The following is a 24,209-nucleotide window of genomic DNA, read 5'->3' as shown; positions in this document are numbered from 1 at the left end:
CGCCAGGAACTCGACCGTCGAAGCTGGCTTTTGAAAACGATGTGTCCGAGGCTTGAAAGCTCCGACATGATGTCTGTCTCCTGTAGATCGAATTTTTGGCACCCGCGCTTGAGGATCGCGGCGCGGACCTCTCAGAGCAACGGTCGTGCCAATCGAAGGATGTTGCGTCGCATAGGGCCAATTTGCCGCGAAGATCCCAATGGAATCATGGGAGTGGCGAAATCCGGCACGCATAAAATGACCGCAATGCAGCAAAACGCCACTGGGGGATTCACCGCTTGAGATTTTGCGGGCGATGTCAAAAAATAGACGCCGACTGAAAAATTTTGTGGGTGCGCCACCAGGCACCGAGCGCAATCGACGCAATCAAACGCGCCGCAAGCCACGAGAACGAACATGGAGACGAGCGTGCAAAGCGCGAACGCAAATCAAGCTTTCCCGGACATGGCACCGATGCGGGAGCGGCTGCACTTCAGGACCGAGCGTGCCGAAATTGCGCTGGGCGACCAGCGCATGATCCTGATGCACACTGCCGCGATCAACGACCTGCGCACCGAGTTGATTGCGTCGCTCGGCAGTCAGACCGCACGGACGCTGCTGACTCGCATCGGCTTTTCCATGGGCACGCGCGATGCGCAACTCGCGTTGCAACTCCATTCGCCCGAGGAAGGCATCTTCGAACTGCTTGTGCGCGGCGGGCAATTGCATGCCCTGCAGGGTGTCGCGCTGGTGGAGCCAATCAGTGCGGACCTCGACATCGAGAACGGCCGTTGTTCACTGGAGTTCTTCTGGAAGCACTCGTTCGAGGACGAGCGTCAGGCGTTGGAGCACGACACGCAGGCCACGCCAGTGTGCTGGCTCGAAACCGGCTATGCGAGCGGCTACCTGAGCGCGTGCGTGGGCAAACTGATCCTCGTTCGCGAGGTGGAATGCCGTGCGATGGGCTTCGATGCGTGCCGGGTGATCGCGCGGCCGGCGAGCGAGTGGGATGACGCAGAAGCTGATCTGCAATTTCTCGAGGCGCCGGTATTTCCCGAAGCGCTCGCGCCGAAGGGGCGCGGGCAGGCTGGCAAGCACCGCAGCGCACTCGCTGCCCTCGAACGGTCGAAGAGCCGCTCAGACATCGTGGGCCTTTCACCCGCGTATCAGGCCGCCATCGGCAAGATCAATCGTGTTGCCGCGACCGGAGCGACGGTGCTGCTGCTCGGCGAGAGCGGAGTTGGCAAGAGCACGTTTGCGCGACTGCTGCACGAACAGAGCCGGCGCGCGGACGGTCCGTTCGTCGCCATCAATTGCGCGACGATACCGGAAACGCTGATGGAGTCGGAACTGTTCGGGGTCGAACGCGGGGCTTTTACCGGTGCGGATGCGGCGCGCGCAGGGCGCTTTGAGCTGGCCGAAGGCGGGACGCTATTTCTCGACGAGGTGGCCACGCTGCCGCTCGTCGCACAAGGCAAGCTGCTGCGCGTGCTCGAGACCGGGCAGTTCGAACGCCTCGGCAGCGGCACTGCGCGGCAAGCTGACGTTCGCATCGTCGCCGCGACGAACGAAGACCTCTGGCAGGCGGTTCGCGCGGGGCGCTTCCGCGAGGATCTCTTCTTCCGGCTGCACGTATTTCCGATCGAGATTCCCCCATTACGCCAGCGCAAGGAGGATCTGCCGGTTCTGATCGAGCATTTCATGCAGCGCTTTACCCATGCCTATGGTCGAAACGCTTACGGCCTCACACCTGAAGCGATGTCGATGCTGCTTGGCTATTCGTGGCCGGGCAACATCCGTGAGCTCTCGAATGTGGTCGAGCGCGCGGTCATACTCTGCGAGGATGGTCGTGCCATCGACGCAGTTCACGTGGTGCTCATGAAGGACCTGAGGCGCGGTGCGGCGGTGAGTGCGGAGCGGGCAGCACCCGAGCCGCTCGCGGCACTGGCTGCGACAGTTGCGCCGGAGCAGCCGTCGCGTTCGCTGCTGGAGATCGTCGGCGGCTTGATGAAGGATCGTGGACTGACGCTGGAAGACATGGAGAACACGATGGTCGATGCCGCCATCCAGCGCTCGGACGGCAACATGACGCGCGCGGCAGCGTTGCTTGGTATCTCACGGGGCCAGTTGCTTTACAGGCGCAAGCGCACGGCGGACGACAACACGACGACCGACGAATCCGTTCGCGGCGATCTTCTCGGGTCTGTTGTGCAGTGACAAACCCCTCCAGCGAAAGGCACACTCATCATGGCTACAGGAACCGTCAAATTCCACCGCGTTCTACGCACGACACCCGAGCGCATCTATCGCGCGTTCCTCGAACCCGCTGCGATGGCGAAATGGCTGCCGCCGTATGGCTTCACCTGCGAAGTGCATCAGATGGATGCGCGCGTCGGCGGCACCTACAGCATGTCGTTTCGTAACTTCGGCTCTGGCAAGGGTCACTCGTTCGGCGGCGAGTACCTCGAACTGGTGCCGTTCGAAAAGATTCGCTACTCGGACCATTTTGATGATCCGAACCTGCCCGGTCAGATGCACACGACTGTTTCATTGCGGCAGGTCTCGTGCGGAACCGAGCTGAACATCGTGCAGGAAGGCATCCCCGAGATGATTCCGGTCGAGATGTGCTATCTCGGCTGGCAGGAGTCGCTTGCGCAACTGGCGAAGCTGGTCGAGCCGGAAATTCCGGACTGACACAGCGGGACGGGTGAACGAAACGTTCGGCACATAGACGACGTCCCGGCTACATCGATGGAATCACAGTCGGCGATTCGAGGTGGCTCTCCACGCGCTTGATGCCGGGCACGCCTTCCGCGGCGATGCGGATTGCACGCTTCTCCTCTTCGAATTCGACGATGCCCCACAGATGCGCCACGCCGTCCTTGACGAACACGCCTTGTTTCGCAAGTCCCCAGGGCTGTCCGTGCATCTCGCGCAGGATTGCGTCGCGCAGGCTGGCATCGTCGTGGGAGCCCGAGTCGACCACCGGCTCGACGCTCGCGAGCGCACGAATCAGGTTCGAGCGGCTCACGATGCCGACGAGCTGTCCATCTTTCAGCACCGGTACGCGCTTCAGATGGCGGCGCTCCATCAGATCGGCGATCTGGTGCAGCGGCATGTCCTCGGGAATCGAAATGACCTTCTCGCACATCACGTCGCCGACGATATGCCCATGCTCCTTCACATACCTCGCGGCCTGCTCGCGCGCCGATGACGACAGCAGTTCGAGCCACCATCGACGCCTGCCGCGGCCGGTGCCGTTTTCCACCCGATGCAGCAGATCGCCCTGGCTGACGATGCCTATCATCCGTCCGTCCGCGTCCAGCACCGGCATGCCGCTAATGTGGTGATCGACGAACAGTTTCGCTGCGTCGTGGATGGTCATATCCGGTGTGGCGGTGATGACCGAAGAAGTCATGATGTCGAGCGCGCGCATGGTCTTCTCCTCTGCGGGTCAACGGTGACACGCACAGAGTGTAGGTCAACTTTGCCGGACAATCCCTACGACAAGGCAGACTTCCCGGCCGCGGATTGGCCGTCGCGCCGCAGCGCTGTGGCGCGGGAATTCATATCTAAGTGTGTTGCGAAACCCGTCATGCCTGAATGCGCGAAATTGCTTAGTGATCCGTGATGTTTCGCAAAAACGGCGTCGCACGTGCGTGTTAGAAACGGGAATGGCCGGGTAAGCTTCCGGAAACTTCCAACGGCGCAATAGCCCTGTTCGACGCGGTAAGGTCGTTGACGTTGTCGCAGCGGCGACGTTCGAACAAGGACTGGTCGATGAAAAGCAGGCTCGTAGCGCTCACGCTGGCCGCGTGCGCGCTTGGCGTATCGGTGACGGCGCATGCGCAATCGGATGGCAGCAATCGGCCGCCGCCGCCATGTTTCGATCATCCACCTGGACCGCCTCCGTCAGACTCGGGGCATCCACCGCCTCCGCCTCCACCGCGCGACGGCGACGGCAATCAACCGCCGAAAGGGCCGCCGCCCGATTGCGCCCGGTCGTCGAACTGAGTGCTGCAAGTATCGGCGGATCACCCTGCCGACTCCGTTTCGACGGCTGGCGTTGCCGCAGCAGCGCTCGGGTTACAACCAGCGCGGATCGCGCGTGAACTCGACCGTTAGCCAGCGGTCCGGGCCAACCTCGCCGATCGCGCGTGAGATCCTGTCGCGGATCTGATCGAGCTGACGCACGCCGGCGTGCTCCATTGTTTCGGGTAGCACGATGTGCACCTCGACGAACAGCCCGCGGCCGACGCGCGTCGCGTAGTGCGAGTGCTTGACGAAGCCATAATCGGCGGTCAGTTGCCGCATCAGGGCACGTAGCTCACGCTCCAGTTCCGGCGGCGTGATCAGCAACACTTCCTTGACCGCACCGATCACGGTACCGATCGGCATTGGAATCAGTACGAGCGTCAGGATCGCGAGCACGCCGGGGTCGATGTACGGCGTCAGGTGGCCGTGCCCAATGCGTTCGAGCAGCCACGCAATCGAAAACGCCAGCAGCAGCGCCGCGCTGATGCAGGCCGACATCAGCCAGCTCTTGATGTCGAGCGCGATCAGCTCGGAGTCGACCGCGCGATTCACGCGCCGTTCGCGTAGGAACATGAAGAAACAGAACGTGGCGACGACCACCGCGTAGAACACGCCCCAGCCAAACTCGAGTTCGTGGCCGCCCTCGAGCAGGCCTTTGACCGCGTTGATGAACGCGTAAAAGCACAGCACCGACAGCAGACTGCCGTTGAACACGAGCACGAGCGGCTCGATGTGCCAGAAGCCGCGCTGGAAGCTTCGACTGGTCTCCTGCTGAAGCAGGCGGGTAACGAGCAGCGACAGGCTGCACATCGCGGCGTCGAGCGCGGAGAACATGCCGTCGAAGATGATCGCCAGCGAGCCGCTCAGAATCCCGACCGCGATGCCGAGTCCGGCAATCATCACGGTGCAAAGCAGCGATTGTTTGAGGATGCGCTGTTCGAGGTCCGTTGCTTTCATGGTCCGAGTGGTCGCCCGCGGCTGAAAGACGTTCAGGGAAGAGGGGAGTATATCGAGCCGCAGTGGCTGGGAATATTGCGGCTCGGTTGATCACTTTTGAGCGCAACTAACGGTCAAGCCCGTTAGCGCTCTGCACGGTTAGCCATCGGCGAGAAGCACGCACCACGCGGGTAGCCAGATTGATTGCAACAGGCGCCCCGCGCCCCTACCGCGCGCCACCCAAGCGCGCGTCTACCCGGGCTTGTCCTGGGGTGGCTTCAGGCCCATCCAATTCGCGCCCGGCGCTTGCCGCTGAGCCTTGCCCACGCGCGCTGCCGCGCCGTCCGGCGTGATTATTTGCGATTCGCAAATGCCGCATTCGCCGCTTGTCCCGTATCTGACCCGCCGCACTTGCGCCAATCTTGGCCGCGTCGGTGCTGCATCGATGAAGTGCGGCACGGCACCCGTTATTGCATCCGACGAACCCGGTGGCGCATCCCCCGCGCCAGCGAATGCCGTCCGCGCGCAAAGCGGCCGGCCTATGGAGACACAGATGAAATCGAACGACTGGGACGTGGCCTACGAATGGAAGGCCGTCGTGCTGCTGGCCCTCGGCTTCGGCCTCGTGGGACTCGACCGGTGGCTGATCGCGCCGCTTTTTCCGGCCATCATGAAGGACCTGCACCTGGATGCGCAGGACGTCGGCAATTGCATCGGCATCCTTGGCTTGTCGTGGGGTATTTTCGCGGCGCTGATGGGCGGCATCTCCGACAAGATCGGACGCCGCAAGGTGCTGATTCCGGCGATTCTGGCGTTTTCGCTGCTGTCCGGTTTCTCCGGGCTTGCCGGCGGCCTGATGAGCCTGCTCGGGGTGCGCGCGTTGATGGGCGTCGCCGAAGGTTCGTTTTGCCCGACCAGCTTCGCCGCGACGGCCGATGCGTCGCATCCGAAGCGCCGTGGTTTCAATCTTGGCCTCCAGCAAAGCGGTTTCGCGCTGTTCGGCCTCGCGCTGTCGCCGATCATCGCGACGCAGTTGCTGAGTGTCGTGACGTGGCGCTGGGTGTTCGCGCTGGTGTCGGTGCCGGGGCTGATTCTCGGTGTGCTGATGTTCTTCGTGATTCGCGAACCGAAAGCCAACCCGCTAGCGACACCGAAGCGCACGGCGAGCCCGGCCGAACGCGCTAACTGGCGCGACGTCCTGAAGAGCCGCAACATCCCGATCGCGATGGCCGCGCTGTTCTGCGCGATGACTGGCGTGTTCGTGCTCGGGGCGATGCTGCCGCTGTACCTGACCGAGTATCTGTCGCTCGACACGCAGCGCATGGGCGTCGTCGTCTCGGCGATCGGCTTCGGCGGATTTATCGGTCAGTTCGGTTTGACGGGGTTGTCGGACCTGACCGGGCGGCGCGTCGCCAGCATCGTCGGCTTTGCGGGCACCGCGGTGATGCTGTACCTGTTTCGCGGACTCGGCGCGCAGCCGCTGCAGCTGTTCGCGGTGCTGTTCGTCGCGTCGTTCTTCACGCTGGGACTTGTTTCGCTGCTGTCCGGTCCGGTTGCGACTGAAGCCGCGCCGGTCGGGATGATCTCGACGTCGATCGGTATCGTCGTCGGCGCGGGCGAGATTTTCGGCGGCGGCATCGCGCCGGCATTGGCGCGCTTCGTCGCGACACATTTCGGCATCCAGAACATCTTGTGGCTGCCGATCTGCGCGGTACTGCTCGGCATTGGCGTGAGCCTGCTGCTGGAGGAGACTGCGCCGGCCCGGATGCGTCGCCGGAGCGCCGCGCCGACGCTCGATCTGCCGGCAAGCGAGCAACCCGAATGACGCGCGGCAATCAGTCGGCGATCGCGGCAATCACAAAGCCGTTGTCGCCGGCCACGTGGCGTGTTCACGCACCCCAGCCCATATACACTGAAAGGCTGGACGAGTGGACAAGGACGCAGCATGGACCGCTTTCTGAGCATCGAGGCCTTCGTACGCGTGGCCGAGACGAGCAGCTTCGCCGAGGCGGCGCGGCAGTTGGGCGTGACGAGTTCAGTGATCACGACGCGCATCCAGCAACTGGAGAAGTTCGTCAACGCGCCGCTCTTTCATCGCAGCACACGGCATGTGCGCCTGTCCGAAGTGGGAGAGGCGTTCTATCGCGAATGCGCGGAAGTGGTTGGACGCGTCAACGAACTGACCGACCAGATGCGCGAGCTGCGCGCCACACCGACCGGCCGATTGCGTATCCAGATGCTGCCGGGCTTCGCGCTCGGCCACTTCGCCGCGCCGCTCGCCGAGTTCAACCGGCGCTATCCGGGCATCCAGCTCGACGTGATCGTCAACGACCGCGTGGTCGATCCGATCGAAGAGGGCTTCGATGTCGCTTTCCAGATTTTTCCGCCGATCGCCGAATCGCTGATCGAAAGACGGCTGTTCAAGGTGCGGCGTCTTTTCTGCGCGACGCCCGCGTATGTGAAGGCGCATGGCGCGCCGCAGCACCCGCGCGATTTGCTGCGACACACCACGGCGCTTTATTCGGGCTACCCGTCGCGCAATCGCTGGACGATGGCGCACGGCGACGAGGTCGTCGAATTGGAGTTGCCCGGCATGATCCGCTCGAACTCGGTCCATCTGCTGCGCGACTATGCGCTGACGGGCGGCGGCGTCGTTTGTCTGCCGACGCTCGTCGCAAGCACCGCGCTGCTCGACGGCTCGCTCGTGCCGATCCTCACCGACTACACGCTCTCGCCGCTGAATTTCGCGGCCGTGTACCCCGCAACGCAGCGACAGGCGCTGAAGGTGAAGGCGCTGGTCGAATTCCTGGCCGAGTACCTGGGTCCCGAACCCGCGTGGGACCGGCCGCTTATCGAGCGCGGCTGGGTGACGTAACGCGACGATTATTTGCAAAGTGCAAATGCTGTAATCGCCCGATCGCCGGTTGTTGCCATCCTGTTGCGCTCCTAAAGTGGTTCCAACAACACCCCGCTTCCAACAGGAGACAGCAATGACCGAGTCGTCATTCCACACCGTCTTTGGCTCGCTCGACGGCTACCGCAAAGGCGAAATCGAAATCACGAGCGGCGAAGCGCGCCACTACGTGTTTTCCAACATCTTCGAAGTCGCGGCCGAAGCCTCGCCCTATGAAAAGGTCGTGGTCGGCAAGAACCTCGACTACGTGATCGAGGCGCTGCGCACCGAAGGGCAATCGCAATGGTTCGCCTGCGCGCACGACGAGTTCGCGATCCTGATGGACGGCGAAGTGCGCATCGACTTCATCAAGCTCGATAACCCGCCGAAGAGCGGCACAGGCACCGTCGCAGCGGGTGCGCAACCAGCCGGCCGCACGATTGGTTACGTGGTGCTGCGTCGTGGTCATCAGGCCTTGCTGCCGGCCGGCTGCGCCTATCGCTTCACCGCGCAGAAACCCGGCGTCGCGCTCGTGCAAACGATGCTCGGCGAACTGTCGGTAGAGAAGTGGGCCGACATCTGCCTGCACTGATACGCACGCGAACCACATCCGCCTATATAGGAGACAGAACATGGCATCCCTCGAAACCCTAGATCACCCCACCAGCTTCGCCGCCGACACCGTGCGCGCAAGCGAACCCGACGCCATCACCGGCTATCGCCGCTTCACGCTCGGCGCCTTCGAATTCCTGCGCGACGAGTACTTCGTCAAGATCAACTGGCCCGCGAAAGGCCAGACCCGCACCCACGCGGTACCGGCCGATGCGTTCCTGCGCGCGATGATGCGCGACGTCGCATGGGGCTTCTTCTACGGCTGGGTCAACTTCGATCACGTGTTCGGCACGCGCAATCACTACGGCAAGGTCGACGTATATGCGGGCTCGTTCAACGGCATCATGAAGGACGCGGGCGTCGACTTTATGGAGACCTTCGAGACGCCGACGATCATGGCGACCTTCAAGGCGATCCTGCACGACTGGACCAACGAAGGCTTCGACCCGTTCGCCGCGCCCGAGGAAACCGGCACCGCGTTCGGCCGCAAGCATGGCGACAACGATGCCGCGATCGAGCGCACGCGTGTCGCGACGCGCCGCATGCCGGGCCTCGAAGGTGACTCGCCGCTGCGCGACGATCTGCCGGTGAACCGTGCATTCGCCGACGTCGCCCAGGACGATCCCGAGGTGCATGTCGAGCCCGGCTTCGAGGGCCAGCTGCATGCGTTCAACCTGTTCAAGTATCTGTCGCGCTCGGACGTCACGTGGAATCCGTCGGTCACGTCGGTGTGCGGCCAGAGTCTGTTCTGCCCGACCACCGAGGAATACATCCTGCCGGTCTTTCACGGCAACGATCGCGTCGAGTGGTTCCTGCAACTGTCCGATGAAATCGTCTGGGACATCGGCGACAAAAACACCGGCGCGCCGCGCGCCCGGATCACGATGCGCGCGGGCGACATCTGCGCGATGCCGGCCGATATCCGCCATCAAGGTTATTCGACCAAGCGCTCGATGCTGCTCGTATGGGAGAACGCGACGCCGAATCTGCCCACGCGCTACGAGAGCGGCGAGCTGAAGCCGTACCCCGTCGATTTCTGAAGGTTCGATTGAAGAGCCCCGCGCCCGCATTCACCGAGGACCATTCATGCAAACGCAACTGTTCATCGACGGCCGCTTCACGGACGCCGTCGAAGGCGGCACGATCGACGTGCTCAATCCGCACGACGGCTCGCTGATCACGCCGATCGCCGCGGCCACCGCCGCCGATGTCGATCTCGCCGTCGCAGCCGCCGCGCGCGCGTTCCCGAAGTGGGCCGCGCTGCCCGCCGCCGACCGCGGCCGCCTGCTGCTGAAGCTCGCCGACGCGATCGAGGCCAACGCCGAAGAACTAGCGCAACTCGAATCGCTCGACACGGGCCACCCGATCCGCGATTCGCGCTCGCTCGACGTGCCTCGCACCGCCGCATGCTTTCGCTACTTCGGCGGCATGGCCGACAAGCTGCAAGGCTCGGTGATTCCGGTCGAGGCCGGCTTTCTGAACTACGTGCAGCGCGCGCCGATCGGCGTGGTCGGGCAGATCGTGCCGTGGAATTTTCCGCTGATGTTCACGAGCTGGAAGATGGGCCCGGCGCTCGCGGCCGGCAACACGGTCGTGCTGAAGCCGTCGGAGATCACGCCGCTGTCCACGCTGCGCATCGTCGAGCTGATGGCCGAGGTCGGCTTTCCAGAGGGCGTCGTCAACATCGTCGCGGGCTATGGTCACACGGCGGGGCAGCGGCTCGCCGAGCATCCGGGCGTCGGCAAGATCGCCTTCACCGGATCGACCGCGACCGGGCGGCGCATCGTCGAGGCCTCGCAGGGCAATCTGAAGCGCGTGCAGCTCGAACTCGGCGGCAAGGGCGCCAACATCGTGTTCGATGACGCGAATCTCGACGACGCGATCAACGGCGCCGCGTGGGCGATCTTCCACAACCAGGGCCAGGCGTGCATCGCGGGTTCGCGGCTGATCCTGCACGAGCGCATCGCCGATCAGTTCCTCGAACGTTTCGTGTCGCTCGCGTCGTCGATCCGGCTCGGCAATCCGCTCGACGCCGACACTGAGATGGGGCCGCTCACGTCGAAGCAGCATCAGGAACGCGTGCTCGCCTTCGTCGACATCGCGCGCCAGCAGGGCGGCCGCGTGCTGACCGGCGGCACCGCGCCGAGCGACGCAGCGCTGGCGAACGGTTACTACGTGCGCCCGACCGTCGTCGAAGCCGCGAGTTCGAACGACCGCGTCGCACAGGAGGAAGTGTTCGGCCCGTTCGTCACGGTGCTGCGTTTCCGTACCGACGACGAAGCGCTCGCGATCGCCAACGGCACCGACTACGGCCTCGGCAGTGGGTTGTGGACGCGCGATCTGTCGCGCGCGCACTCGATGGCCGCGCGCATCCATGCGGGCATGTGCTGGGTCAACTGCTACAAGCGCGTGAATCCAGGCAGCCCGTTCGGCGGCGTTGGACAGTCGGGCTATGGCCGCGAGATGGGCTTCGAGGCGATGCACGACTATACGGAAGCGCGCTCGGTCTGGGTCAACGTCGACGGCAACGTGCCGCCGTATTTCAAGCGCTGAGGCCAGCATGGAGCGCTTCGTCTATCAGGGCACGCCGTCGCGTGTCGTTTTCGAGTGGGGCGGGCTCGCGACGTTGCCCGCTGAGGTCGAGCGGCTCGGCGCGAAGCGCGCGCTGATTCTCGCGACGCCCGAGCAGCATGCGTTGGCCGATCAGGTCGCGCACGTGCTCGGGGCGCGCGCGGCGGGCGTGCATGCGCAAGCCGTGATGCATGTGCCGGTTGAAGTCGCGCGGGCCGCGGTCGACGCGGCCGCCGCGCTCGATGCCGACTGCTGCGTCGCGGTCGGCGGCGGCTCGACGATCGGCCTCGGCAAGGCGATCGCGCTCGAATCGTCGCTGCCGATCATCGCGGTACCCACCACCTATGCGGGTTCCGAGATGACGCCGATCTACGGTCTCACTGAAGGACGTCTGAAGCGCACCGGCCGCGATATGCGCGTGCTGCCGCGCACGGTGATCTACGACGCGTCGCTGACGCTATCGCTGCCAGTGCCGATTTCCGCTGCATCGGGCATCAACGCGATGGCGCACGCGGTCGAAGCGCTCTATGCCGAAGACGCGAATCCGGTAATCAGCCTGATGGCCGAGGAAGCGATCCGCGCACTCGGCGAAGCGCTGCCCGCAATCGTGCGCGCACCGGATGATGCCGCAGCGCGCAGTCGCGCGCTGTACGGCGCATGGCTCGCGGGCACCTGTCTGGGCGCGGTCGGCATGGCCCTGCATCACAAGCTGTGTCATACGTTGGGCGGCACGTTCAACCTGCCGCATGCGCAAACGCACGCAGCGATGCTGCCGCATACTGCACACTACAACCACGGGGCCGCGCCCGATGCGCTCGTGCGCGTCGCACGCGCGCTCGGCGGCAAGCACGCGGCCGACGCGGGGCCGCTGCTGTTCGAACTGAACCGCGCGCTCGGCATTCCGGTGGCGCTCGCGCAGATCGGCATGCCCGAGCAGGGTCTCGATGAAGCGGCCGATCTCGCGTGCAAGAATCCGTACGCGAACCCGCGTGCCGTGGAGCACGACGCGATCCGTGCGCTGCTGCAACGCGCGTGGCAGGGCGCCGAGCCAGCCTGAGCGCAGGTACACCACAACACTGCATAAAACAATTCATGGAGGAAGACATGCCGACGGACAGCAAAGAGGCCGAACAGGCCCTGACCGAGCAGGTGGTAGCAAGCTTCGCGGGCACGCCCGACGAACGGTTGCGCACGCTGATGCAAAGCCTCGTGCGGCACATGCATGCGTTCGTGCGTGAAGTGGAGCCGACCGAGGCCGAGTGGATGTCGGCCATTCGCTTTCTGACTGACACCGGCAAGATGTGCGACGACCTCGTGCGCCAGGAATTCATCCTGCTGTCGGATACGCTTGGGGTGTCGATGCTCGTCGACGCGATCAATCACCGCCTCGCGACGGGCGCCACCGACACCACCGTGTTCGGCCCGTTCTATATTCGCGGCATGCCCGAGCGTGCGTATGGCGAGAACATTGCGTTCACACCCGGCGAACCCGCGCTCGTGCATGGCCGCGTGCTGTCGACGGACGGCGAGCCGCTCGCGAACGCGGTACTCGACGTCTGGCAGACCGCCGAGAACGGCATGTACTCGGGGCAGGACACCGAGCAGCCGCACGGCAATCTGCGAGGACGTTTCCGCACCGACGCCGAGGGCCGCTACGCGATTACGACGATCGTGCCGGTCAGCTATCCGATTCCTACCGACGGCCCGGTCGGCCGTATGCTCGAAGCGACCGGACGGCATCCGTGGCGGCCCGCGCATCTGCATTTCATGATCGATACGCCGGGGCATCGCACGCTCGTCACGCATGTGTTCGATCGTGAGGATCCCTATCTGGGCTCCGATGCGGTGTTCGGCGTGAAGCCGTCGCTAATGGTCGACTATCGTGAGCGCTCCGCGGATCACGAACTCGCGCGTCGCTTCGGCTTCGATGGACCGTTCCGCGAAGCGCGCTACGACTTCGTTCTGGACCGGAGCTGACGACGATGGCACGTTTTTTCGCGGTATTCGCCACCGACAAGCCCGGCATGCGCGAAGTACGCGAGCGTGTGCGTCCGGTGCATCGGAAGTGGCTGCGCGGCAATACGCATCGTGGCGTGTTCGTGCGCCTAGGCGGTCCGACGCTCGCGCCGCAGTGCGATTCGATGAATGGCACGTTGCTGATCGTCGAAGCGGAACGTATCGACGACGTGATGGAGTTCGTCGGCAATGATCCGTATATGCAAGCGGGGCTGTTCGATCGCGTCGAGATTCGTCCGTGGGACTGGAGCCTCGGCAATCCGGAAAGGAGAGTCTGAGCGATGAACGGAACGCCGCTCTGTCCACTGACGGACGTGCCCGATGGCGGCGCGCGGGTCGTCGATGCGACGGCCGCAGGCGTGCCGGTCGTGGTCGTGCGGCGTGGGGAGCAGGTGTGGGCGTATGTGAATCGCTGCCCACATTTTTCGGTGCCGCTCGATTTCGAACCCGGCGATGTGCTGTGCTATCGCGCCCAGGTACTGATGTGCGCGCATCACAGCGCGCTGTTCCGCTTCGAGGACGGTCACTGCATCGAAGGACCGTGCGCGGGGGCGAGCCTCGATGCGGTGAACATCGCGGTCGACGGGAACGCGTGGATCGTGTTGAACCCCTCGTCGCGCACACTCAGAGCAGGCTGAAGCCGAAGGCCAGATCGAGATCCGGCGGCGGGACTACAATGAGACGCGGCCTCACATGGCACTCGACAACGACACGACGCCCGGCGAATTCGTCCGGCTGCGACGCCAGCGGCCGAAGGCATCAAAAGCATCGAAGACTCACACTTGACCCTGTCCAGGCCATTCGCGCCGCCTCGTCCGAGTCTCGACAGCAGCCCCCCGGTGACGTACCGTTATGGCCTTCCGCATCCGGCTCGCTCCGCAGGCCCGGGCAGATTTCCTTCATCAATAGACAGGCGCATGGATATTCGGGAATTAGCCAGAGAGCTCAAGCTCTCCATTTCGACCGTTTCGCGCGCCCTGAACGACGCCGACGAGGTGAGTGCCAAAACGCGCGAACGTGTCCGCGCGGCGGCGCTCGAACTCGGCTACGCGCCCAGCAAGTCCGCTGCAAGTCTGCGCCGGGGCCGGCTCGACATTGTCGGCCTGATGCTTCCCGTGCGGCGTGAAGAAGAGACCTACACGCTCGGCATCTTCATGAGACTGGCCGACGGACTGCAATCGGTGCTGTCGCGGCATGGCATCGACCTCGTGATGTACTCGAGCGAGTCCTGGGACGACGAGTTCGCGCGACTGCGGCGCATCGTCGATCGGCGCCAGGCGGACGGCGTGATTCTCGCCGGCACACGGCGGCACGACGAGCGGCTCGACTATGTCGCGAGCCGCAATTTTCCGTTCGTCGCATTGGGCCGTAGCGAGTCGGGCGGCGAGCACACGTGGGTAGATCTCGACTTCGAAGCGGCTGCTGCCGCGGGCGTCGCTCGACTCGTGGCAGGCGGGCATCGGCGCATTGCGCTGGCGATTCCCGACGGCGACGCCATGCAGGCGCACATCTATTTGCGTGCATGGAAGAAGGCGATGAAGAAGCACGGGCTGGAAGTACCCGCGGGATACGTGCAGCGCAACAGGTTGTCCGAGCGCGGCGGGTATCTGGCGACCGAGGCGCTGCTTGCTCTCGACGATGCGCCTGACGCGCTGATGTTCCAGAGCGACTGCATGGCGATCGGCGCCTATCGAAAGCTTCACGAGATGGGCCAGATACCGGGCCGCGATCTGGCGATCTCGGGCGGTGTGCTGGCCGGTGAGGTCTCGGAATATCTCGCGCCGCCTCTGAGCGGATTTACGCTGGATGCCCATGGACTGGGGCAGCGCCTCGCCCGGGCACTGCTCGGCCAGCTTCCCGATCTCGCCGAAACCTATCGAGCCGAGCGCGAGCCGGTGCTGTGGCCGCTGACCCTGCGCGACAACGACGGCGCTCCGCCTCAGGCCGGCCGATAGCAGTCGGCCCGCACGCATCGAGCTCTGTGTCGTGCGGTCGCCACGGCGGCGGGTATTGTGGTTTGCGCCAGATGCCATTGCGATTTTCGTGGGCGGCTTGACGACGCCTCCCTCCGGGACGATCATTCAAGCGTTTCCGGAAACGTTTCCGGAAACGCGATCGCGAGGGCACGAACCCTCGTGCTGCTTCGCCAACTGAACGAGCGGGCTCCCGCACGGCTCGAAGAAAAAAATCTGAACAAAGCGCGGTCGCGGCGCGCAAAAAAAACGGAGACAGCATGAAGAAGCTACTTGCCGCATCCGCGGCCATCGGTCTGGCATTCTCGCTTTCTTGCGCGCCGCTGCATGCGGCGTCACTGTCCGTCTGGGCCGTGGACGAGCCCGACGACTACACCGCGAAGATGGCGCAGGAATTCGCGAAGCTGCATCCCGATGTCCATCTGCAAATCCGCAAGGTGGGCTTTGCTGCGCTGAACGACGAAACCATGCGCGCCGTGATGTCCGGCAACATGCCGGACGTCGTGCCGATCGACAACCCGAATACGGCGATGTTCGCCTCGAAGAATGCGCTGCTCGATCTCGGGCCGTACCTTGCGAAGTCGAAGGTCATCGACGCGAAGACGATCTTTCCCGGGCCGCTGAAGAATGCCACCTGGAACAGCAAGGTGTATGCGATTCCGCGCGGCACCAACACGCTGGCCATGTACTACAACAAGGACCTGTTCAAGGCCGCGGGGCTCGATCCTGAGCACCCGCCGCAGACGTGGGACGAGCTGTACACAGACGCGCAAAAGCTGACCGACGCGAAGAAGGGCGTGTACGGCATCGCGTTCTCCGCGATCAACACCGAAGAGGGCGTGTTCCAGTTCCTGCCGTTCGTTCAGGAGGCGGGCGCCGACTGGAACCGCTTGAGCGATCCGGGCGCTGCTCGGGCGGCGGCCTTCTGGCAAAAGCTGCTGGACAGCAAGGTCGCGTCGCAGGACACGCTCACGCATAGCCAGTCGGAGGCGGCCGCCACGTTCATCAACGGTAATGCCGCGATCGACATTGACGGTCCGTGGGAACTGAGCGCCGTCGACCAGGGCGCGAAGTTCAAGTGGGGCGTCGCGCTCCTACCGGTCGAGAAGACCGGTGGCCCGCGCGCATCGGCGCTGGGCGAGCAGAATCACGCGATCCTGCGCGGCGCAAAAAACCCGGATACGGCCTTTCAGTTCCTCGAATACATGTACGCGCAGCGCGACCGGAACTGGAACGACTTCGGCATGCAGCCGCCGTCGAAAGACACCAATACACAGAACCCGAAGTGGCCGCAGGCGTATCAAGTCTTCAACGAGCAGATGCAGTACGCCCGTCCCCGCGGACCGAACCCGCAGTGGCCGAAAATTTCGAAGGCGATCTCCGATGCGATCCAGTCTGTGATCACGCATCAGGCCACACCGCAAGAGGCGATGGCAGCAGCGGCAAAGACCGTGCAGCAAGTCCAGAACTAGGCACCGCGAAGGACCTGATCGAGGTGGCCGAGCGCCGGGCACCTGGCGCCGGCCGCCCTCGGACACCGTCCCGTCTGTGAGCGATGAACGCTATGAACACACTGTCACGACGAACCCCGTCCGACCAGGTCTCCGGGATTTTGAGCCGCATTCCGCGCGCTCACGCCTTCGAGATCTCGCTGGCGGTGTTCGCCCTGCTGTATCTGCTGGTCTTTGCCGGGCTGCCGCTCGTCTACAACATCGTGCTGTCGTTTCAGCAGGTCGATCTGATGGCGCCTGCCACGTTGCTGCGCCCGTTTGTCGGACTCGCGAATTACCGCGATGTGTTCAGCCGTCCGGAGATGCATCAGGTAGCCGTGAACACGGTGCTGTTCGTCGGGCTGTCGCTGACCTTCCAGGTGCTGATCGGCTTCCTGCTGGCGCTGCTGTTTGCCCAGGACTTCCCGTTCGCAAGCCTGATGCGCGGCCTGTTCCTCGCAGGCTGGATCATGCCGGGGCTCGTGGTGGGTGTGATCTGGAAGCTGATCTTCGCCGGCGACTACGGTGTGCTCAATCATGTGCTGATGCAAATGCACGTGCTCGACGACAAGATCTTCTGGTTGTCCGATCCTCGCTGGTCACTCTATGCCGTGATCGCAGCCAACGTGTGGCTCGGCGTGCCGTTCAACATGCTCCTCCTTTCGGTCGGACTCGCGGCCATTCCGGCGGACCTGTACGAAGCGGCGGAACTCGACGGCGCGAACGCGCTGCAACGTTTTACCGGCATCACGCTGCCGATGATGAAAGCCACACTGGGCGCCGTGATCGCGCTAGGCGCAATCATGACGATGCAGCAGTTCGATCTGATCGCGGCGCTCACGCAGGGTGGTCCGGCCAACTCGTCGCAGGTTGCGCAATTCTGGTCGTGGCAGCTCTCACTGCAGACATTCGAAGTCTCGGCGGGCTCCGCGGTTGCCACGATGATGCTGGTGCTCGTGCTGATCGTCGCAGTGATCTACGTGCGCTCGACGCGCAACGAAAGGATGCTCTGACATGAAGCGCTACGTCCTGTTCGTCATCGCACTGTGCATTACCGCGGCCTATCTGTTCCCGCTGTACTGGATGTACATCACAGCGTTCAAGAGCGCGGGCGAGATGTTCCACTTCCCGCCCACATTCTGGCCGCAGCATCCGCAGTCACACCTGTGGCGGGTGTTCAGCGACAGCGGCATGGGCAACTTCCTGTGGAACTCGTTCGTGACCGCGTGCGGTACCGTGACAGTGACGGTGTTGATCGGCACGGGCGCTGCCTATGCGTTGGCGTTCGTGCAGAACCGGTGGACCAGCCTGGCGATCTTCACGGTGCTGGTGTTGCAGGCCCTGCCATCGAGCCTGATGGTGACGCCGATCTTTACGGCTTTCAAAAGCCTCGGTCTGCTCGATACCCCTCGCTTCGCGGTCGTGCTCGCGCAGATCACGAAGACGCTGCCGTTTTATATCGTGCTGTGTCGCCCGAGCTTCGTACAGGTGCCACGCGAGATGCGCGATGCGGCGCTCGTCGACGGTGCGTCACCGATGCGGGCATTTTTTAGCGTGATTCTGCCGCTTGCGGTCAACGGCATTCTGGTTTCGGCGATCCTCGTGTTCCTGCAATCGTTCGGCGAGTACGTCTACGCCCGTTCGCTGATTCTCAATGACCGTTACCAGACCGCCACGGTGGGCCTGTCCGCGTTCGTCGGGGCAACCAAGGTCGACTGGATCGGCATCATGACGTACTCGGCCATCTTCGTCACGCCTATCCTCGCGGTCTTCATGCTGCTGCAACGCAGGATCGTTGCTGGCCTGACCGCCGGCGCGCTCAAGTAACACATATCTTTTTTTGCCGGTGTCAGCCGGTTGGAGAATGGCTGTGGATCGCATACAGATCGAGCGCCTGAGCAAGAGCTACGGGTCCGTTCAGATTTTGAAGGACATCGACATCAGTGTGCCGGAAGGGTGTTTCGTCGCGCTGGTCGGCCCATCGGGCTGCGGCAAGTCCACCTTGTTGCGCACCATCGCCGGGCTCGAGCCGATCACGGGCGGCACGCTGCGCATCGACGGCAAGGTCGTCAACGACGTGCCGCCGCGCAAGCGCGATGTCGCGATGGTGTTCCAAAGCTATGCGCTGTACCCGCACATGAACATCGAAAAAAACATGTCCTACTCGATGCGGCTGCGGCGCGCGGCGCCACGTGCGATTCGGGAAAGCATCGATAACGTCTCCCGCACGCTGGGGCTGGAACATCTGCTCGCGCGCATGCCGCGCCAGCTATCGGGCGGACAGCGCCAACGCGTGGCGATGGGCCGGGCCATCGTCCGGAATCCGAAGGTGTTTCTGTTCGACGAACCGCTGTCGAATCTCGATGCAGCCTTGCGCGTGCACATGCGCACGGAGATCCGCAAGCTGCACCAGCGCCTTGGCGCGACCTCGGTGTACGTCACGCACGACCAGATCGAGGCGATGACGATGGCCGATCACGTCGTCGTGCTGCGCGCGGGACAAGTCGAGCAGCAGGGCGCTCCGCTGGCTCTGTATCACCGGCCCGCCAACCGGTTCGTCGCGGGTTTCATCGGTTCCCCGGGGATGAACTTCATCGAGGCCGTGATCGGTCCCGACGGATACACCGCGCAGTTCGGCGGCGCGAACGGGCAGACGCTCGCGCTGGGCCGCTCGCTGCCGGCGGGCGCCGAGGTCTGGATCGGCCTGCGTCCCGAGCACCTGCGCCTGCAGCGCGGTGCCGGCGGCCTGCGTGGCGTGGTCGATGTGGTGGAGTCCACCGGTTCGATGAGCTTCGTCACGGTGAAGCTTGATGGCGTTGCGGCGCCCGTGCTGGTTGCGCAAGCCGGGGTATGCGCGATCGAAAGCGGCGAGGCGTTCGGTCTCGACATCGCGAGCGAGCACGTCCATGTTTTCGACCGCAACAGCGAGCGCGCGCTGTAGGCGAACAGCAGGCGTTCCGCGTTTCGCGGAACCAGCAATGAATACATATCGAGAACAGGTAAATGAAAATCAGCGATGGCAACTGGTTGATCCGTGATGGCCTGAACGTGTCGTATTCGGCGGCACCGCACAGCGTGGAGATCGTCGGCGACGAACTGCTCGTGCACGTGGCGCCCCGTGACGTATCGAACCGCGAACGACAGCTCGATACCGGGCTCTTTACGTGGCGCTTCTTTTCGCCGCAAAGCGGCGTGATCGGTGTGCGCGTCGAACACTATTCCGGCGCGCTCGACCGTGGCCCGCATTTCGCGCTCAACCGCGAGCCTGGGGCCGTGGTGACGAGCAACGCCGCGAATGAGGCGAGCCTTACCAGCGGCTCGCTCACAGTGCGCGTCGTCAAGTCGGGCGACTGGTCGGTCGATTTCCTGCGTGACGGCGAGCGGATCACCGGCAGCGGCTTTCGCGCGAGCGGCCAGGTCCACGATGGAAACCTGGGCGGCGCCGCATTCATGTTCGAGCGGCTCGATCTGGGCGTTGGCGAAAACGTCTATGGCCTCGGCGAACGCTTCACCGCATTCGTGAAGAACGGCCAGGTGGTCGAGAGCTGGAACCGCGACGGTGGCACGGGCACCGATCAGGCGTACAAGAACGTGCCGTTTTATCTGACCAACCGCGGTTACGGCGTGCTGGTGAATCACCCGGAGAACGTGTCGTTTGAAGTGGCGAGCGAGAAAGTCGCGAAAGTGCAGTTCAGCGTGGCCGGAGAGCGGCTCGAATACTACGTGATCGACGGTCCCACGCCGAAAACCGTGCTCGAGCGCTTCACGCAACTGACCGGGCGGCCCGTGCTGCCGCCCGCGTGGTCGTTCGGCCTGTGGCTCACCACGTCCTTCACGACGAATTACGACGAAGCCACCGTGAACCACTTCATCGACGGCATGGCCGAACGCGGCATCCCGCTGCACGTGTTCCACTTCGACTGCTTCTGGATGAAGGCCTTCCACTGGTGCGATTTCGAGTGGAACCGCGAGACCTTTCCGGACCCGCGAGGCATGCTGGCTCGGCTGAAGGCGCGCGGACTGAAGATCTGCCTGTGGATCAATCCGTATATCGCGCAACCCTCGCCGCTCTTCGCTGAAGGCAAGGCGAAGGGCTACCTGCTGCGCAAGCCGAACGGCGACGTCTGGCAGTGGAACCGCTGGCAGCCCGGCCAGGGCATCGTCGACTTCACGAACCCGGCCGCGGCGCAATGGTACGCGCATCATTTGCGGCGACTGCTGGAGATGGGTGTCGACTGCTTCAAGACGGACTTCGGCGAGCGAATTCCCACCGACGTGGTCTACCACGACGGCTCCGACCCGCAGAAGATGCACAACTACTACAGCTACCTCTACAACAAGGTGGTGTTCGACGTGTTGCGCGAGGTGCGCGGCGAGGGCGAGGCGGTGGTGTTCGCGCGTTCCGGGACCGTGGGCAGCCAGCAGTTGCCCGTGCATTGGGGCGGCGACTGCAGCGCGACCTACGAGTCGATGGCCGAGACCCTGCGCGGTGGCCTCTCGCTAGGCTTGAGCGGCTTTGGTTTCTGGAGCCACGATATCGGCGGATTCGAGCACACCGCGCCGGCTGACGTCTACAAGCGCTGGTGCGCATTCGGGCTGCTGTCGAGTCACAGCCGCCTGCACGGTAGCAAGTCGTACCGCGTTCCATGGTTGTTCGACGAAGAAGCGGTAGACGTGGTGCGCCATTTCACCGAATGGAAGTCGCGCCTGATGCCCTATCTGTTCGACGCCGCGCGGCAGGCGGTCGATCACGGTACGCCGGTGTTGCGTGCCATGCTGCTGGAGTTTCCGGACGACCCGGCCTGCGATTACCTGGACCGCCAGTATCTGCTCGGCGACGCGCTACTGGTGGCGCCGGTGTTCAATGCCGCGGGCGACGTGGACTTCTGGCTGCCGGCGGGGCGCTGGACCCATCTGTTCACCGGCACGCAAGTCGAGGGCGGCAGGTGGGTGCGCGAACAGCACGGATTTCTGAGCCTACCGTTGTACGTGCGGCCGAACACGCTGCTCGCGATCGGAACCGAGAACCAGCGCCCTGATTACGATTATGCGTTGCACAGCGAGCTGCACCTGTTCGAGCTGGATTCGGGCAAATCGGCTAGCGTGACGTTGCGCGGCCCGGACGGTGCGGCGGTGACGAAAGTGAGCGTGACGCGCAGCGACGATATCCTGCAGATTCGAAGTCATGGCGTCAAAGCAGGATTGCCGTTGGTTTTACGGCAGTGGCCGGCGTTGCGCGATGCGGGCGGCCTCGAGGCGCGGTCACACGAGTCGGGCATGATGCTCGTGCTGCCGGAGGGAGACAGCGAACACACGGTGTATCTGTGAACAGCGCGCAGACCAGTGCAACCTGGTGAGTGGCGCAGTCGTTCTGGAGACGATTCGGGGTAGGGTGCGAGGCTGAACGACGCGCCATACCCCGCCGCCCCTATTTCAACCGCCCCGCCAAAAACTGCTGCAACCGCTCACTACGCGGATTCGTCAGCACTTCATGCGGATGCCCTTGCTCTTCGATCTTGCCCTGGTGCAGGAACACGACATGATTCGATACGTTGCGCGCGAAGCCCATCTCGTGCGTGACGACGATCATCGTGCGGCCTTCCTCGGCGAGCGCCTGCATCACGCGCAGCACTTCGCCGACGAGCTCAGGGTCGAGCGCCGAAGTCGGCTCGTCGAACAGCATTACCTCGGGCTCCATCGCAAGCGCGCGGGCAATCGCGACGCGCTGCTGCTGACCGCCCGACAGATGTGACGGATATTTCTTCTCGGTGCTGGCCGGCAAACCCACCTTGGCCAGATACATGCGAGCGCGCTCTTCGGCTTGCGCCCGGCTCAATCCCAGTACGCTGATCGGCGCCTCGATGATGTTCTCGAGCACCGTCATATGCGCCCACAGATTGAAATGCTGGAACACCATCGACAGACGCGTGCGCATCGTCTGCAACTGCTTCGGGAGGGTCACGCGCAGCGAGCCGTTGCGATCCCTGCTCGTGTTGATTTCCTCTCCGTTCAGCGTGATACGCCCGGAGCACGGCGATTCGAGAAAGTTGATGCACCGCAGGAAGGTGCTTTTCCCGGAGCCGCTCGACCCGATGAGGCTAATCACGTCGCCCGGCTTCGCCTTCAGCGAGACGCCCTTCAATACCTCGTTGTCGCCGAACTTCTTGTGCAGGTCGTCGACCGTCAGCTTGTACATGCTCGTATGCTCCATCATGGCGCGAAGGCGCCCGGGTTTAATGCCCCTGCGGTTTCAGATAAGCCAGCAAACGGATTTCCATCTTGCGGAAGCCCCAGATCAGCGCGAACACGATCGACGCGTACAGGATCGCCGCGATGCCGTACGCCTGGAACGTCGCGTAGGTGGCGGAGTTGACGTCGCGCGCCACCTTCAGGATGTCCGGGACGGTTGCGGTGAACGCGAGTGTCGTTGCGTGCAGCATCAGGATCACCTCGTTGCTGTACGAGGGCAGTGCCCGCCGCAGCGCCGAAGGCAGGATGATGCGCGTGTACAGCTTGAATTTCGACATGCCGTAAGCCTGAGCCGCCTCGATCTCTCCGTGCGAGGTCTCCCGGATCGAGCCCGCGAAGATCTCCGTGGCGTACGCGCACTCGTTCAGCGCGAACGCGAGTAGCGTGCAGTTCATCGCATTGCGAAAGAAGCCGTCGAGCAGTTCGTGCGAATGAACGAAATGCAGACTGTAGAGCCCCGTGTAGATCAACAGCAGCTGAACGTACAACGGCGTGCCGCGGAAAATGTAGGTGTAAAGCCAGACGGGCCCGGAAATGTAGCGGTTGCGCGACGCGCGCGCGATCGCGAGCGGCACGGCCAGCACGAAACCCAGCACGATCGAGGCGACCAGCAGCCACAGCGTGATGACGAGGCCGGTGGTGTTGAATCCGTCCGTGAACAGGTAGTTCTGCCAGTATTGACGAGTCAGTTCGATCACAGCGCGGCCCTCCGTACGCCGATCGAGTAGCGCTTCTCGAGGCGGTTCAGGACCAGATTCGAAATGGTGGTGATGGCGAGGTAGATGGCGCCGGTCGCCAGCGTGAAGAAGAAGAACGACTGCGTGCTCTTGCCTGCGTCCTGCGATGCCTTGACCACGTCAGCGAGACCGATGATCGACACGAGCGCGGTGGCCTTCACGAGCACCTGCCAGTTGTTGCCGATGCCGGGCAGCGCGAAACGCATCATCTGCGGAAACAGGATGCGGGTGAACACGCGCCGCGCGCTCATACCGTACGCGAAGCCCGCTTCGATCTGCCCACGCGGCACGGCGAGAAACGCGCCGCGGAAGGTTTCGGTGAAGTACGCGCCGTAAATGAAGCCCAGCGTGATGACGCCGGCGAGAAAAGGATCGATGTCGATCTGCTCGATGCTGAACATGTCGGTCAGCTCATTGAGCCAGATCTGGATGCTGTAGAACAGCAGCAGCATCAGCACGAGATCGGGCACGGCGCGGATCAGCGTCGTGTACAAGGTGCCGATGCGCGAGATCACGCGGTTGGTCGAGAGCTTCGCGGCGGCGCCGACGAGACCCAGCGCAAAAGACGCCGCGAGCGACAGCACCGCGAGCTTGATGGTTACCCACGTGCCCGCAAGGAGCAGCGGACCGAAGCCGTGAAAAAGCATGGGAGTGTCCTTGATGAAGGAGCGAACCGCGCGCATGCGCGCGGTGCCTGCCGATCGGGGGAGCGGGCTCG

22 protein-coding genes are annotated in these 24,209 nt (G+C 63.7%); 17 read left to right on the top strand and 5 right to left on the bottom strand.

The window, feature by feature from the left end; genetic code table 11:
* Positions 1–396: 396 nt before the first annotated feature.
* Entirely contained in the window at positions 397–2,196 is a 1,800-nt protein-coding gene (locus L0U81_RS28220; RefSeq protein WP_233808406.1) for a sigma-54-dependent Fis family transcriptional regulator, read from the top strand.
* A 30-nt stretch (positions 2,197–2,226) separates the two neighbouring features.
* Positions 2,227–2,673, top strand: a complete 447-nt coding sequence (locus L0U81_RS28215) for an SRPBCC family protein (RefSeq protein WP_233808403.1) — start codon at positions 2,227–2,229, stop codon at positions 2,671–2,673.
* Positions 2,674–2,722: 49 nt separating this feature from the next.
* On the opposite strand, the gene L0U81_RS28210 is transcribed toward L0U81_RS28215, so the two are convergent.
* Positions 2,723–3,415 (bottom strand): CBS domain-containing protein, encoded by a 693-nt coding sequence (locus L0U81_RS28210; RefSeq protein WP_233808401.1) that lies wholly within the window; start codon positions 3,413–3,415, stop codon positions 2,723–2,725.
* Between the two features lie 650 nt (positions 3,416–4,065).
* Positions 4,066–4,971: a cation diffusion facilitator family transporter gene (locus L0U81_RS28205; RefSeq protein WP_233808397.1), complete on the bottom strand. Its 906-nt coding sequence runs from the start codon at positions 4,969–4,971 to the stop codon at positions 4,066–4,068.
* Between the two features lie 532 nt (positions 4,972–5,503).
* On the opposite strand from L0U81_RS28205, the gene L0U81_RS28200 reads away from it, so the two are divergent.
* The 15 genes from L0U81_RS28200 (at position 5,504) to yicI (ending at position 21,833) form a co-directional block, all read left to right on the top strand.
* On the top strand, positions 5,504–6,775 hold the full coding sequence (locus L0U81_RS28200) for an MFS transporter (protein WP_233808393.1): 1,272 nt from the start codon (positions 5,504–5,506) through the stop codon (positions 6,773–6,775).
* A 120-nt stretch (positions 6,776–6,895) separates the two neighbouring features.
* A complete protein-coding gene (locus tag L0U81_RS28195) occupies positions 6,896–7,825 on the top strand; it encodes a LysR family transcriptional regulator (protein ID WP_233808391.1) in 930 nt (309 codons plus the stop codon).
* A 115-nt stretch (positions 7,826–7,940) separates the two neighbouring features.
* Positions 7,941–8,435, top strand: a complete 495-nt coding sequence (locus L0U81_RS28190) for a hydroxyquinol 1,2-dioxygenase (protein WP_233808389.1) — start codon at positions 7,941–7,943, stop codon at positions 8,433–8,435.
* Positions 8,436–8,475: 40 nt separating this feature from the next.
* Positions 8,476–9,495, top strand: coding sequence for a hydroxyquinol 1,2-dioxygenase (locus L0U81_RS28185; RefSeq protein WP_233808387.1), 1,020 nt, complete (start codon positions 8,476–8,478; stop codon positions 9,493–9,495).
* Positions 9,496–9,541: 46 nt separating this feature from the next.
* The gene (locus L0U81_RS28180; protein ID WP_233808386.1) at positions 9,542–11,008 is read left to right on the top strand and encodes an aldehyde dehydrogenase family protein; all 1,467 of its coding nucleotides are present in this window, start codon (positions 9,542–9,544) and stop codon (positions 11,006–11,008) included.
* A 7-nt stretch (positions 11,009–11,015) separates the two neighbouring features.
* Entirely contained in the window at positions 11,016–12,083 is a 1,068-nt protein-coding gene (locus tag L0U81_RS28175; protein ID WP_233808377.1) for a maleylacetate reductase, read from the top strand.
* Positions 12,084–12,130: 47 nt separating this feature from the next.
* Positions 12,131–13,003: an intradiol ring-cleavage dioxygenase gene (locus L0U81_RS28170; RefSeq protein ID WP_233808375.1), complete on the top strand. Its 873-nt coding sequence runs from the start codon at positions 12,131–12,133 to the stop codon at positions 13,001–13,003.
* Between the two features lie 5 nt (positions 13,004–13,008).
* Positions 13,009–13,320 carry a YciI family protein gene (locus L0U81_RS28165; RefSeq protein ID WP_233808373.1) on the top strand — a complete coding sequence of 104 codons (312 nt, stop codon included), beginning with the start codon at positions 13,009–13,011 and terminating at the stop codon, positions 13,318–13,320.
* Between the two features lie 3 nt (positions 13,321–13,323).
* Positions 13,324–13,680: a Rieske (2Fe-2S) protein gene (locus tag L0U81_RS28160; protein WP_233808368.1), complete on the top strand. Its 357-nt coding sequence runs from the start codon at positions 13,324–13,326 to the stop codon at positions 13,678–13,680.
* A 279-nt stretch (positions 13,681–13,959) separates the two neighbouring features.
* Complete coding sequence (locus tag L0U81_RS28150; protein WP_233808362.1) at positions 13,960–14,997, top strand: substrate-binding domain-containing protein; 1,038 nt, start codon at positions 13,960–13,962, stop codon at positions 14,995–14,997.
* 278 nt (positions 14,998–15,275) lie between these two features.
* Positions 15,276–16,487, top strand: a complete 1,212-nt coding sequence (locus L0U81_RS28145) for an ABC transporter substrate-binding protein (RefSeq protein ID WP_233808360.1) — start codon at positions 15,276–15,278, stop codon at positions 16,485–16,487.
* Between the two features lie 92 nt (positions 16,488–16,579).
* Positions 16,580–17,518, top strand: a complete 939-nt coding sequence (locus L0U81_RS28140; RefSeq protein ID WP_233808359.1) for a carbohydrate ABC transporter permease — start codon at positions 16,580–16,582, stop codon at positions 17,516–17,518.
* Position 17,519: 1 nt separating this feature from the next.
* On the top strand, positions 17,520–18,332 hold the full coding sequence (locus tag L0U81_RS28135; RefSeq protein WP_233808358.1) for a carbohydrate ABC transporter permease: 813 nt from the start codon (positions 17,520–17,522) through the stop codon (positions 18,330–18,332).
* Positions 18,333–18,375: 43 nt separating this feature from the next.
* A complete protein-coding gene (locus L0U81_RS28130) occupies positions 18,376–19,446 on the top strand; it encodes an ABC transporter ATP-binding protein (protein WP_442793463.1) in 1,071 nt (356 codons plus the stop codon).
* A 62-nt stretch (positions 19,447–19,508) separates the two neighbouring features.
* Positions 19,509–21,833, top strand: a complete 2,325-nt coding sequence (gene yicI / locus L0U81_RS28125; RefSeq protein WP_233808355.1) for an alpha-xylosidase — start codon at positions 19,509–19,511, stop codon at positions 21,831–21,833.
* A 100-nt stretch (positions 21,834–21,933) separates the two neighbouring features.
* Here the strand turns inward: yicI and L0U81_RS28120 are convergent, their stop codons facing one another.
* From L0U81_RS28120 to L0U81_RS28110, 3 genes are read right to left on the bottom strand one after another with little or no spacing between them, the layout of a single operon-like run.
* Positions 21,934–22,701: an ABC transporter ATP-binding protein gene (locus tag L0U81_RS28120; protein ID WP_233808352.1), complete on the bottom strand. Its 768-nt coding sequence runs from the start codon at positions 22,699–22,701 to the stop codon at positions 21,934–21,936.
* A gap of 37 nt (positions 22,702–22,738) precedes the next feature.
* Positions 22,739–23,452 (bottom strand): ABC transporter permease, encoded by a 714-nt coding sequence (locus L0U81_RS28115; RefSeq protein WP_233808351.1) that lies wholly within the window; start codon positions 23,450–23,452, stop codon positions 22,739–22,741.
* Positions 23,449–24,138 (bottom strand): ABC transporter permease, encoded by a 690-nt coding sequence (locus L0U81_RS28110; RefSeq protein ID WP_233808350.1) that lies wholly within the window; start codon positions 24,136–24,138, stop codon positions 23,449–23,451. Before L0U81_RS28110 ends, L0U81_RS28115 begins: the two co-directional genes overlap by 4 nt.
* Positions 24,139–24,209: the final 71 nt, after the last annotated feature.

The sequence above is a fragment of the Paraburkholderia sp. HP33-1 genome, assembly GCF_021390595.1.
In the GTDB taxonomy this organism is placed as follows: Bacteria; Pseudomonadota; Gammaproteobacteria; order Burkholderiales; family Burkholderiaceae; genus Paraburkholderia.
This window is presented reverse-complemented; position numbering and strand designations above follow the sequence as displayed.